Annotated in this window: 10 protein-coding genes; 9 read left to right on the top strand and 1 reads right to left on the bottom strand. The window is 48.5% G+C overall.

Annotation, left to right across the window (positions count from 1 at the left end):
* Window positions 1–9 precede the first annotated feature (9 nt).
* Window positions 10–1659, bottom strand: coding sequence for an acyl-CoA mutase large subunit family protein (locus ACWIZX_RS10390; protein WP_322792213.1), 1650 nt, complete (start codon window positions 1657–1659; stop codon window positions 10–12).
* A 162-nt stretch (window positions 1660–1821) separates the two neighbouring features.
* On the opposite strand from ACWIZX_RS10390, the gene ACWIZX_RS10395 reads away from it, so the two are divergent.
* The 9 genes from ACWIZX_RS10395 to ACWIZX_RS10435 all read left to right on the top strand — a co-directional run.
* On the top strand, window positions 1822–3030 hold the full coding sequence (locus tag ACWIZX_RS10395) for a cation:proton antiporter (RefSeq protein ID WP_448335714.1): 1209 nt from the start codon (window positions 1822–1824) through the stop codon (window positions 3028–3030).
* 29 nt (window positions 3031–3059) lie between these two features.
* Window positions 3060–3428 carry a P-II family nitrogen regulator gene (locus ACWIZX_RS10400; RefSeq protein WP_322794187.1) on the top strand — a complete coding sequence of 123 codons (369 nt, stop codon included), beginning with the start codon at window positions 3060–3062 and terminating at the stop codon, window positions 3426–3428.
* Between the two features lie 106 nt (window positions 3429–3534).
* Window positions 3535–5382 carry a DUF2142 domain-containing protein gene (locus tag ACWIZX_RS10405; RefSeq protein ID WP_448335715.1) on the top strand — a complete coding sequence of 616 codons (1848 nt, stop codon included), beginning with the start codon at window positions 3535–3537 and terminating at the stop codon, window positions 5380–5382.
* Between the two features lie 107 nt (window positions 5383–5489).
* Window positions 5490–6452 (top strand): glycosyltransferase family 2 protein, encoded by a 963-nt coding sequence (locus tag ACWIZX_RS10410; RefSeq protein ID WP_448335716.1) that lies wholly within the window; start codon window positions 5490–5492, stop codon window positions 6450–6452.
* A 145-nt stretch (window positions 6453–6597) separates the two neighbouring features.
* Window positions 6598–7032: a hypothetical protein gene (locus ACWIZX_RS10415; RefSeq protein ID WP_448335717.1), complete on the top strand. Its 435-nt coding sequence runs from the start codon at window positions 6598–6600 to the stop codon at window positions 7030–7032.
* Between the two features lie 913 nt (window positions 7033–7945).
* Complete coding sequence (gene rplI / locus ACWIZX_RS10420) at window positions 7946–8470, top strand: 50S ribosomal protein L9 (RefSeq protein WP_448335718.1); 525 nt, start codon at window positions 7946–7948, stop codon at window positions 8468–8470.
* A 90-nt stretch (window positions 8471–8560) separates the two neighbouring features.
* The gene (locus ACWIZX_RS10425; RefSeq protein WP_448335719.1) at window positions 8561–9994 is read left to right on the top strand and encodes a helix-turn-helix domain-containing protein; all 1434 of its coding nucleotides are present in this window, start codon (window positions 8561–8563) and stop codon (window positions 9992–9994) included.
* A gap of 7 nt (window positions 9995–10001) precedes the next feature.
* Window positions 10002–11330: a 30S ribosomal protein S12 methylthiotransferase RimO gene (gene rimO / locus ACWIZX_RS10430; RefSeq protein WP_448335720.1), complete on the top strand. Its 1329-nt coding sequence runs from the start codon at window positions 10002–10004 to the stop codon at window positions 11328–11330.
* Window positions 11331–11345: 15 nt separating this feature from the next.
* Window positions 11346–12303, top strand: a 958-nt coding sequence (locus tag ACWIZX_RS10435) for an STT3 domain-containing protein (protein WP_448335721.1), incomplete at its 3' end; no start/stop codon positions are given.

Below are 12303 nucleotides of genomic sequence, written 5' to 3' on the forward strand. Positions count from 1 at the left end.
CTCCTTGAACTAAATCCATGCCGGAGGTATGTATTCTCCCCACACTTTGCGTAACACACCGCAAATCTCTCCCAGCGTTACGTCGTTTTCCACCATCGTGATAAACAACGGCATCAGGTTTTCACTGCCTTTTGCGGCTGTTTCCAGTCGAGCCAGCAATTCACCGACCCTGGTTGAGTCGCGGCTGGCGCGTAGTTCTGCCAGACGCTGACGCTGCTGGCGCTCGATGGCCGGATCGACTTGCAGCGCCTCCAATTCCAGTTTTTCCTCCACTTGAAAAGCATTCACACCAACCACAATTTGTTCTTTATTTTCGACAGCCTTTTGATAGCGGTAAGCCGCCTCTTGAATCTCATTTTGGATGTAGCCGCTTTCGATGGCTGCCAGCGCTCCACCCATTGCATCAATTTTTTTAATGTACTCGCAGGCCCGCTCTTCAATTTCATTGGTAAGATATTCAATAATGTACGAACCGGCCAGCGGGTCTATCGTATCTGCCACCCCCGATTCGTAGGCAATAATCTGCTGGGTGCGCAAGGCAACCCGCACGGATTTTTCAGTCGGCAGCCACAGGGCTTCATCCATGCTGTTGGTGTGTAGGGATTGTGTCCCTCCCAGCACTGCCGCAAGGGCTTGAATGGCTACGCGAACGATGTTGTTTTCCGGCTGCTGGGCTGTCAGCGTTGAGCCGCCTGTCTGGGTATGAAAGCGCAGCATCCACGATTTGGGGTCCTGAGCGTGAAATCGTTCCCGCATGATTCTCGCCCACATGCGACGCGCTGCGCGGAACTTGGCAATTTCTTCCAGAAAGTTATTATGGGCCGCAAAGAAAAAGGATAATTGATCGGCAAATCGGTCCACCTCCAGTCCGGATTGCAGGGCTGCCTGCACATAGGCAATCGCATCCGCCAGCGTAAAGGCAACTTCCTGGACAGCCGTTGAGCCGGCTTCGCGGATGTGATAACCGGAAATGCTGATGGTGTTCCAGCGCGGAACATTCCTCCCGCAATATTGAAACACATCCGTTATCAGACGCATGGATGGCCCCGGCGGGAAGATGTAAGTTCCCCGTGCAACATATTCTTTCAGAATATCATTTTGAATGGTACCGCGCAGCCATTTTTCCTCAACCCCCTGCCGGCGTGCTACGGCAATATACATCGCCAACAGAATGGCGGCCGGGGCGTTGATGGTCATACTGGTGGAGACCTTATCCAGCGGAATTTCATGAAAGAGAATCTCCATATCCCGCAAGGAGGAAATGGACACCCCTACTTTTCCCACCTCTCCGCTGGCAATTGGGTCGTCGGCATCATAACCAATCTGGGTTGGCAAATCAAACGCCACTGAAAGCCCGGTTTGTCCCTGCTGAAGCAGATATCGGTAGCGGCGGTTGGATTCTTCAGCAGTGGCGTATCCGGCATACTGGCGCATTGTCCAGAATCGCCCGCGGTACATGGTTGGCTGAACCCCGCGGGTAAACGGGTACTCGCCCGGGAAACCCAACTCTTTGAGATAATCGCACTTGAAGGGTAGTCCCAGCCTTGGTAAAGGAATTTGCGAGGGGGTAAAAAATTCAGGTTGACGTTCCGGATACTTGGCAATCAGAGGTTTCAGGACTTCTTCTTCCCAACGTTTTCGTTCGGATTCAAGCGACATTTTTTTCCTCTTTCCGCAAAAGGGTGAACCTGATTTTAGTATACCGTAGCCGCCCTCAATTCGGACTGGAAGAATTTATGGTAAACTACAAACAAATATCCTGAACTGTTCAAAATTCCCTGGTCGGGGGTATTTTTTTGTGCACTTCAAGGAACAACTCTGATGACCCCATTCCTGCAACTCATCTTTGTCCTCACCATCATTCTTTTTGCATCGAAACTGGCCGGTTATCTGACCACCAAAATTGGTCAGCCGGCTGTGCTGGGTGAACTGCTGGTTGGCTTGCTGCTCGGCCCATCGCTCATAGATTTGACACATCTTGTCTTTATTACCGACCGTCATCTGGGCGAGGTGGTGGCCGAATTTGGCGAGATCGGCGTTCTGGTGTTGATGTTTCTGGCGGGTTTGGAACTTCATTTTTCGGAATTGACCCGCAACACCCGCGTGGCGGCTTTCAGCGGGATTCTGGGCGTCCTCACGCCGGTGGGATTGGGGCTGCTTGCCGGGCGACTGTTCGGTTACTCCTTCCCCAACGCTGCCTTTATCGGACTGACCCTGGGAGCTACCAGCGTCAGTATTTCCGCTCAAACCCTGATGGAATTAAAGGTTTTGCGCAGCCGGGTCGGGCTGGGTCTGCTGGGTGCGGCCGTGTTCGATGATATTCTGGTCATTCTTCTGCTTTCTACCTTCCTTGCGCTTTCGGGTGGTGGCAGTGCATTTGACATTTTGATTGTTTTTGTAAAGATGATCGGGTTTCTCAGCCTATCGGCTGCATTTGGCTTGTGGGTCTTACCCAGACTCTCCCGCCGCGTCAGCGCCATGCCTGTCAGTCAGGGGATGTTGACTTTCAGTTTGATCATCATGATGATTTACGGTCTGGCTGCCGAATTAATCGGCGGTATGGCTGCCATCACCGGCACATTCCTGGCAGGTTTGATGTTCGCCCGCACGCCGGAAAAAAACCAGATCGAACCCGGGTTGCGTTCACTTGCTTACAGTTTTTTTGTTCCCATTTTCTTCGTCAACATTGGATTAAGCGTGGATACCCATACGCTTAACCTGAATGCCCTCTGGTTGATGCTTGTAATCAGCACATTTGCTATACTGGGTAAAGTGATTGGCTGCGGTTTGGGAGCAAAACTGGGTGGTTTCAACTGGCTTGAATCGCTGCAGTTGGGCATTGGGATGATTTCCCGCGGAGAAGTGGGCCTGATTGTTGCCAGTATCGGTCTGGCAGAAGGATACATCAATGAAACTGTCTTTTCAGCAATCGTAGGCATGGTGCTGATTACCACCCTGCTCACCCCGCCCTTACTGCGGGCGTCCTTTAAAACAGCCACCGCCTACTCAACTGCCCCCGCTCAAGAATAACGATTCCCGATGGTTCACGGGAGGAAAATATGTACATGATTTTCTTCGTTTTACACAATCCAGAACTTCTCGAACAGGTGTTGAATGCCTGGGAAGAAGCCGGCGTTGGTGGAGTAACCATTTTTCCCAGTACAGGCTTGGCGCGTATCCGCGCCAAAGGTGCATGGCGGGACGACTTACCGCTATTTCCCAGTCTGGAAGATTTTCAGGAACACCTCCAAAATCTCAATCGCACGCTGATCACCATTGTCGAAAATGATGCCATGGTAGATAAAGTGGTGGCTGCCACCCAAAAGGTAACCGGCGACCTCAATCTGCCCAATACTGGCATTCTCTCCGTTTTGCCGGTGGTTCGTAGTTACGGCTTAAACCGTATTCCAGACGTCAATGGATCGTAGAATGTGGCGGTACTTGTAAAGCCAACGGCGATTAAGATCGACTACAAAAATATTAAACTAAGCCTAACATATTTATGCCGATTCTCCAATTGTTTCTCCTAATCCTATGAAAAAATCCTATTCTCCAGAAGGTGTTTTCCTCATTATCGGCACTATTTTTGGGCTATTATTTGCGGTTTTCATCCCTTACGGGGCAGGTTTTGATGAGGAACAACACGTTGTCCGCATTTTTGATATTGCAGCATGGAATTTCCTTCCTAACCGGAATGAATCATCTGGAAAGACATATGCATATGCGGATTTCATTAGATTATCCTACCAACGGCGTTATTTTCAGACACCAGCATTCGATCAATTTGAGCCTGATTACTTTCTTAAACCTCTTGACAAGAACCAAACAGTGGGAATAGTAACTCGTTCCATCTATTCACCTGTAAATTTCATTCCCCAAGCTGTTGTAGCACGATACTTCTGGCGAAAATTAGATTTTCCGGTTATTCCAATCGCTATTCTTTGCCGGGTTTTAGGAGTCATCACTTATCTGGCAGGATGTTATCTTGCTATTCGTTTACTCCCCATTGGAAAATGGGTAATGGTCACGTTAGCTCTAGCACCTACCGCACTCTTTCAGGCCTCAACTTTGAATACGGATGGATTTACGAATGCTATTAGTTTTCTTTTTATAGCAATTTCTTCGAATCTGTTTTTGGAAACCAGCAATCCTCTTCCAAAAAGGAAACTTGCTTTTCTGATATTAATTATCATTTTAGTTGGAATGGCTAAACCCGGATTATTTTTCATCTTCCCATTATTGTTGTGGCTGCCCTATAAAAAAATCAATTCTTCATTTTTCAAATTTACTATTTGGTTTGCTGTCTTCCTGGCAATCTTCTTTGCCTTATCCTATAATTTTCTAGCGTTGCAAAACTCCCATTTCACTAATAATGAGGGGAGTAACCTGAGTCGCCAATTTGCGTTTATCGTAAATCAACCTGTGGATTTTCTATATGCTTTTTTATGGGGAAATCTCCGGTCTATTGGAAATTATTTAGGAGAGTGGATTGCTGTCTACGGGCACTGGGCAGGTAAAGTTCCTGGACTGGTCTATATCCTCTTTCTGGTTTCATTGTTTATTGCACTTGGCTGGGACAACCGAATTCCAACATTTAGCCGATGGCAACGTATTGGTTTCTTACTTACCTTTATAATTTCCACTGGAGCGTTTGCTCTCATGCATGCTATTGCTATATATAACCCAGGTGATTTATCAGTGTTTGGTCGTCAAGGACGTTATTATATTCCCAGCGCTCCAATGTTATTTCTAGCCATCCAAGGATTATTTTCGCTAAAAGGATTTCTCCACAACCATGCTCAAAAAATAATCTTGAACTCTCTATTGGGAACACTTGTTTTCTTTGCAATTGGCATTTATGCTTCCTACTATACCTACTGTGGTACTTCTATTTACTCATTACAAGGTTGTAAGCAACCAATTTATAAAAACATCGCATGGACCCAAACACCAGCTCTAACCCTTAATTCTAAAACCACAGTAGTGCAACAATTTTCAAGTCACTGTATTCCAATAGATAAAGTTCAGGTTTACCTACATTCTTACTCCGATACGAGTGACTCCACAATAATGAAAATAAGTATTTACGATTCGGAGAAACGGATTTTACATACCGAAAAAATTCCTTTACAAGAATTACTTACTGAGGACTTCTTGTTTATTTCGGTTTCAAATCCTTTTCTCCAATCCATTCAAAAAGAATATTTTTTTGAATTTAGAGTTTTGGGCACTGGTTCAGTAGACCTTGCCGTCAATGAATTCGATTACTTCAGAGAGGGCGTTTTATTTGTACAAGGGAATCCAGTTCCTCAGGACATCGTCTTCATGTATCAATGTAAACCCTTTTGGCAACAAATCTTTCATCCTGTGAATTCAAAATGACTCTATGGATGATCAATTGATAAGGCCTCAAGTAGGTTCTTCCAACAAGTCAAATTCCCGAAAGAAACCTCTTTGGCAAACATAAAAACCTCATTCAGAGGTGCAATATGCAGACAGCAGTTATTATCCCAGCCTATCGGGTAGAAAAACATATTGAAAGAGTGATTAATTCGATTCCGGATTTCATTGATTACATTATCGTCATTGATGATGCATCCCCTGATAGGACTGCCGAAATTGTTAAAAAGTTACAAGAGAGTGATCAAAGAATTATTTTGATTAAGCACTTTAATAACCAAGGGGTTGGAGGTGCAATGATAAGCGGATTTAGAAAAGCCCTTGAGACTCAAGCAGATATTTGTATCAAAATGGATGGCGATGGTCAAATGGATTCATCTTACCTAAAAAATCTTTTAGAACCTTTGATTCAAGGAATAGCGGATTATACAAAAGGAAATCGGTTTAGAGATTTTAACGCGCTCAGAAAGATGCCCTATTTGCGACGTTTTGGGAACCTTGTGTTAAGCTTTCTCATAAAAGCTGCAACTGGTTATTGGAATATCTTTGATCCAACCAATGGTTTTATTGCTATCAGAAGAGAAATTTTATCTCAATTAGAACTTGAGCAAATTGATAAAACTTACTACTTTGAAACCTCAATGCTGGCAAATCTTTATCTTATCAATGCCAAGGTTATAGATGTTCCAGTTCCTGCCCGGTATGGGGAAGAAGTGTCTAATCTGAAAATTTCAAAAATAATTTTTGAATTTCCTCCAAAATTATTAAGAACATTGATACGCAGAATTATTTTGAAATATTTCCTTTTTGATTTCTCGATGGCATCGGTATACTTGATGACGGGATTGCCCCTTTTGTGTTTTGGGTTAGTATTCGGTATATTGAAGTGGATAAAGTATGCTTCGCTGGCAATTCCAGCACCTACGGGAACTGTAATTTTACCCACAATGTGTATTTTACTGGGGATTCAATTTATCCTATCATCTTTACAAATTGATTTAAACTCAGTGCCTAACCAACCATTATCAAAACCTCTGCCCGATATAAAATAATCGTGCTAAGTAGTCGTTAAGGTAAAATGGATGGATAGAGTTCCTTCAGTTTGATGCGAGCATCATCTGTACGGAATTGCCAATTCACTCTGGTATTTGAGCGGTTGCATTCATTTGTCAATTCTGGGGGCTCCTGAACAAAGCGGTGAATATCAGAGATGTTGTTATTCATGGTTCTACCCAAAATACTCAATTCAAACTCGGCCATATTGAGCCAACTGCCGTGTTTGGGCGTGTAGTGAAACTCCAGCTTTCGCTAGATTCGCCGTGCTTCTTGCGACGCGAAGGTCTCGTACAAGGCAGCGGGTCTGGAGGTGGCCAGGTTGTCCAAGACAACCCGGATCAGCGTAGCCTCTGGAAAAATCTCATCCACCAGCCTTTTCCTGAAATACGCAAAGTCTTTCTTGGCGTGTTGCTGCGTCAACTGAATATGCCGTTTGTTCACCAGATGTACGAACAGCATGTGCAGGTAAGCGACGCTGTGCCACTGATACTCATAATCGATCCGTTTCGTCGTCCGGCTTGGGTAGGCATAATCAGTGGGGTTTCACCGATCAAGGCACGTCTCCATTCATCGTAGCAGACCAATGGATGTTGGGGATCCAAAGGTTGCTGGTAGAGAACCAACAGCTCTTTCATACCAGCCACGTAATCCGGGTCAGATTCCGGAATGTGCCACATCTCTTGCTACCAGGGCTTCAGTTCGTTTTATTTGAGCGTTTGTCGCTCCGTCTCATGCGATACGGTATCTACAACTCCGAGCTGCACTAACTTACCTGCCAATATCGTCGCAACCTCGAGTGAGCCCGTCCCTCGTGGGCTTCTGAGCAGACGAGCACGATTAATGTGGCTTCTGAGCGCCATCTAGCCTGCGCTTTTGCCCAGGTCGGAGATCTTCATTACAAGGCTTGTTCAATTCCATCAGCCACAATACACTTGGGAATCCGCTCGACGCAAGAGCGGCTGACATTCAAGGCTGCCATAATTTCTGGATCGGATAATCCTTCATCTGCTTACAACATGATCATCGCCCGTTTGAATTAGCATGCTATTGCTTTGTATTTATGCGTCAACGTTTCCAGCGTCTGGCGTTTTTCATCGCTTAGATTGATAAGGCACTTTTTTCGTGGCATCTCCAGGGCTTCTTTGCTCCTGAAGGTTGCATGTGTCGTTCCATCTTATTTTCTTTGACTGACTACCAGAAATATTTGCATCTAAAAAATTTTTAGATATAAACACTTAATAGAAGTAAAAATTATGAGAAATCCACCGCCCGCCACATGAGAGTGTTGAAAAACTCAGGTCAACCCCCACCTGTGGGGGTATTTTTGCCAAAATTGCGAAAAACAGCCCCCATATGTGACTTTTTCAACACTCTCGCCACATTTTATTTGACGGAACGAGTAGGGTCTGGTAAAATCATTGAGCTTGGAGCGTTGTACCCTTCGCTCTCAGCCAATTCTCATTTTTTGTTGGATGAAAGGGCTTGTATCATGAAAGTTTTGCTGATTAAGGACGTTTACAAACTGGGACGCGCTGGTGATGTGAAGAAAGTTGCCGATGGTTTTGGCCGCAACTATCTGATCCCGCAAGGACTGGCAGTTCTGGCCACCCCCGGCACGCTTAAACAGGTGGATCAAATCCGTGCCAAAGCCGCTGCCCGCCGCCAGGAATTGAACAGCGAAATGAGCAGTGTTGCCGAAAAATTATATGGCAAATACTTCACTTTCGCCTCCAAAGCCGGTGAAACCGGGAAACTTTACGGTTCAATTACCACTCAAATGATTGCCGATGCAATCAAACAAAACCTGGGTATTGAGGTTGACCGTCACCAAATCGAATGCGAGCCGATTCGCAATCTGGGCGAACATGTTGCCCACGTCCGCCTGACGGTTGACCTTGTTCCTGAAATCCACATTGTGGTTCACCGTGAAGGGGAAGTTGTACAGGTTCCTGGTGCGGAAAGCCAACCCCAGCCACAATCCGAAACCCCTGCCGAAGAAACGCCGGCAGCCTGAGACAAAAACGCGATTTTTCAATCAATCAAGACCGGCCAGTGCCAGTAATTCGGCGGCAGGCCGGTCTTTGATTGAGGGTATAATACGGCAATGAAACTCACCCTTGGGCAGTACCTGCGTCAACTGCGCGAAGAGCGCGGATTCAGCCTCGAACAACTGGCTCAGGCAACCCGTATTAACCCTACCTACCTGCGTGCGCTGGAAAACGATGAGCCATCTCTGCTGCCCTCCGCGGTTCAGGGGCGCGGCTATCTACGCTTGATCGCCAGCACATTCAACATCAACCCGCAACCTCTCCTGGCTGCTTTTCCGGATAAGGAGCTGGTGTTATCCTCCCCAGCAACGGAGGAAAACCCAGTCGTGGAGGAAGCACAACCCGAACGAACCCAGCCGGCCAGCGTTTCCACTTCCCCTCCCGTCAACGAAACCACGCCGCAAACAGAGGCGGCAGATGAAGTCTACAGCGAAACCGTCCCACAAGGGGAAGCCATCTCATCGGAGGATACCCAACTTTCATCGCTTCCGGTTGAGGGGAGTTCTACTTTCATCTTTTCCCAAATCGGCCAGCAATTCCGCGCTCAACGCGAGGCGTTGGGAATTTCTCTGGAAGATGCTGAACGATTTACCCGCCTGAAAGCCCGTTATTTGCGGGCTATCGAGGAAGGGCTTCTGGAACAGCTCCCTTCCCTTGTTCAGGGAAGAGGAATGCTGCGCAATTACGCTGAATTTCTCAACCTTGACAGCGAAGCCATCTTATTGCAATTCGCCGATGGATTGCAGCGCCGTCGGCTGGAACACCTGGCCGCCACAGCGCCTTCCCGCGCAACAACATCTCCCGCCGGAAAAACGAGATTTCCCAATCGTTTCTCTCTTTTCCTACGGAGATGGATGACACCTGACCTGCTGGTGGGGAGCATGTTGTTTTTTATCCTCCTGGTATTCGTCATCTGGGGCACGGCGCGCGTTTCCGGTTTGCAAGATCAGGAGACACAGGTAACACCCCCCTCCATTTCCGAAATCCTGTTGAATACCGCTGATGTGAGCGGCTCAACCATCGCGGCCCTCGCTGAATCACCCACCCCGACCGCCGCACAAAACAACACCTTCACCTTACCATCTTCCCCCGAGGAAAGTGGAGAATCCCCCAGCCAGCCGCCTGCCAGCAGCGACCCCGTGCAGGTGTATGTGATTGCCAATCAACGCGTCTGGATGCGGGTTGTGGTAGATACCCGCGTCGCGTTTGAAGGGCGTACCATTCCCGGCAGCGCTTATCCGTTCACCGCTAAAGATGCGATTGAATTAACCGCCGGAAATGCAGCCGGAATTCAAATTGTGTATAACCAGAATAATTTAGGCAATTTAGGCGGGGCAGGTGATGTGATTCGTTTGATTTTTACCGCGCAGGGCACGGTTGTTCCAACCCCGTTGTTTACCAGCACTCCCGCCCCCACTCTGCCGCCCACCTTCACCCCCCAGCCTACGCCGCTATTACCCACCCCCACTGTGACACCGTTCGTTCCTTAGAGGTAGGATGAAATCCAAAAGCTTTTACCTGCTTTCATTAGGTTGCTCCAAGAATACTGTAGATTCGACCTCCATGGCGGAGCTGCTCCAACGCGCCGGATATCAGCCAACTGAAAAAGCGGCGCAAGCTTCCGTCTTGATTGTGAACACCTGTGGCTTCATTCAACCGGCGCGCGATGAATCCATCCGCGAGCTGCGCGCGTTAGCCCGCCGTAAACGCAACGGACAAATCCTGATCGCTGCCGGATGCTTAACCCAGCGCTACCGCGAGTGGGTACTGCAGCAAGTACCCGGTATTGATGGCATCATGGGCACCCGCCGCTGGATGGATATTCTGGATGTCATCGAAAAAGTTCGTCAATCGCCGCCCCAGCCGGTTTATCACATTCCTGAGGACGGCATCATCGGGCGGGATGAAAAGGGGGTTCTACGCGCTGCCGTTCAAGGCAGCAGTGCATACCTGAAAATTGCCGATGGCTGCCGCCGTCCGTGTGCATTTTGTGCCATCCCGCTGATCAAGGGGACGCTGGTCAGCCGCCCGGCGGAGACCATTGTTCAGGAAGCCAAACAGCTTGAACGGCAAGGCGTCCAGGAACTGATCCTGATCGCTCAGGACACCACGGATTACGGCCACGATCTCGGTATTCGAGACGGATTGCCGGCTCTGTTGGATGACCTTTTGAAAGCCACCTCGATTCCCTGGATTCGCATCCTGTACGCCTTTCCGGGCTACGTCACCGACCGGTTGATCGAAATGATGGCATCCAACCCGCGCGTTTTGCATTATCTGGATATGCCCCTGCAGCACGCTCATCCCGACACCCTCAAACGGATGCGCCGCCCGGCCAATGTGGAATGGGTGTACCGCACACTCGAAAAAATGCGCTCCGCCATGCCGGATCTGGCCATCCGCAGTACTTTCATTGTCGGTTACCCCGGCGAAACGGAAGAGGAATTTCAAACCCTGCTGGATTTTTTGCAAACCGTTCAACTGGACCGCGTTGGCGCTTTCACTTTCTCCTTTGAAACCGGCACGGCCAGTGAACCGCTGGGCGATCCCATCCCTGCTGAGGTAAAACAGGAACGTTTAGAACGATTGATGAAATTACAGGAAAAAATCTCCCTTCGGCGCAACCAGACTTTCATCGGTAAACGCATGGAGGTACTGGTTGAGGGATTTGACCGCAATCTGACCATCGGCAGATCGTATCGTGATGCCCCTGAAATTGACGGATTGGTATTCGTGGAAGGGCAGGCTCCACTGGGCAGTATTGTGCCGGTACAGATCAGCGGTGCATTACCTCACGATTTGACCGCTATCCCTATCGGAGAATAATCTCAGCCATCGTGTATGAAACGCCTGCCTGACTTCACCGCCTTGCTTTTAACCCTCATCACCCTTGTGGCGGTTTATCAGGTTACTACCCGGATTTACGAAGGGGTGCCCCACATCGAAGATGAAGTGGCTTATTCATGGCAGGCTGCCCTGTACAGCCGCAATCAACTTGCCATTGAATCGCCACCCTGTCCACATTGCTTTCTGACCCCCTTTGTGGTGGATTATAACGGCTTACGCTTTTCCAAATACCCTCCCGGTTGGGCAGCAGCCCTTTCGTTGGGAGTGCGCTTGAATTTACGCGACTGGGTCAATCCACTGCTGGCAGCCCTGTGTGTCTGGATGACTTACCGCCTGGTAAGCCGTATGACCCGTCCGCTAACCGGTTTGCTGGCAGGCCTGTTAACCGTTACTTCACCCTTCTTTTTGTTAAATGCGGGAACGTTGCTCTCACACATCTGGTCATTCTTTCTCACGCTTACTTTTTTACTGGCATGGCTGGAAATTACCGCTCCGCAAACTTCCATTCCCCGCTGGATAAGCGTGCTGCTGGGCGGTCTTTCTCTGGGACTGCTGGCGCTCACCCGCCCGCTCACCGCCGTTGCGGTTGCTTTTCCTTTCTTCGTTGAAGGAATCGTCCACCTGTTTCGATCCCCTTCAGCAGTGCGTTCGTCTTTGCTGATGACCGGCTTACTGGCAGGTGGGCTGGCAAGTTTACTTTTCGTCTGGCAATATGCCGTTACCGGCAATTTTTTGCTCAACCCATATACCCTGTGGTGGGAATACGACAAAATCGGTTTTGGGCCCGGCATCGGCGTACAGGAAGGTGGACACAACCTGTACTGGGCGAGGTTGAACCTGAAACACAGCCTGCATAGCGGTGTAAGCGACCTGTTTGGCTGGGGACGAATTTCCTGGCTGTTCCTTCCGTTCGGTTTCATAGCCCTCCGCCGCCGTAAAGCGGTTTGGGCTG

The sequence above is a fragment of the Bellilinea sp. genome (assembly GCF_053501535.1).

Bases quoted from the DNA above. Each gene is read 5' to 3' on its own strand.
- ACWIZX_RS10395 (WP_448335714.1), top strand. From the start codon at position 1,822: ATGACCCCATTCCTGCAACTCATCTTTGTCCTCACCATCATTCTTTTT.
- ACWIZX_RS10425 (WP_448335719.1), top strand. From the start codon at position 8,561: ATGAAACTCACCCTTGGGCAGTACCTGCGTCAACTGCGCGAAGAGCGC.
- ACWIZX_RS10390 (WP_322792213.1), bottom strand. From the start codon at position 1,659: ATGTCGCTTGAATCCGAACGAAAACGTTGGGAAGAAGAAGTCCTGAAA.
- rplI (WP_448335718.1), top strand. From the start codon at position 7,946: ATGAAAGTTTTGCTGATTAAGGACGTTTACAAACTGGGACGCGCTGGT.
- ACWIZX_RS10410 (WP_448335716.1), top strand. From the start codon at position 5,490: ATGCAGACAGCAGTTATTATCCCAGCCTATCGGGTAGAAAAACATATT.
- ACWIZX_RS10400 (WP_322794187.1), top strand. From the start codon at position 3,060: ATGTACATGATTTTCTTCGTTTTACACAATCCAGAACTTCTCGAACAG.
- rimO (WP_448335720.1), top strand. From the start codon at position 10,002: ATGAAATCCAAAAGCTTTTACCTGCTTTCATTAGGTTGCTCCAAGAAT.
- ACWIZX_RS10405 (WP_448335715.1), top strand. From the start codon at position 3,535: ATGAAAAAATCCTATTCTCCAGAAGGTGTTTTCCTCATTATCGGCACT.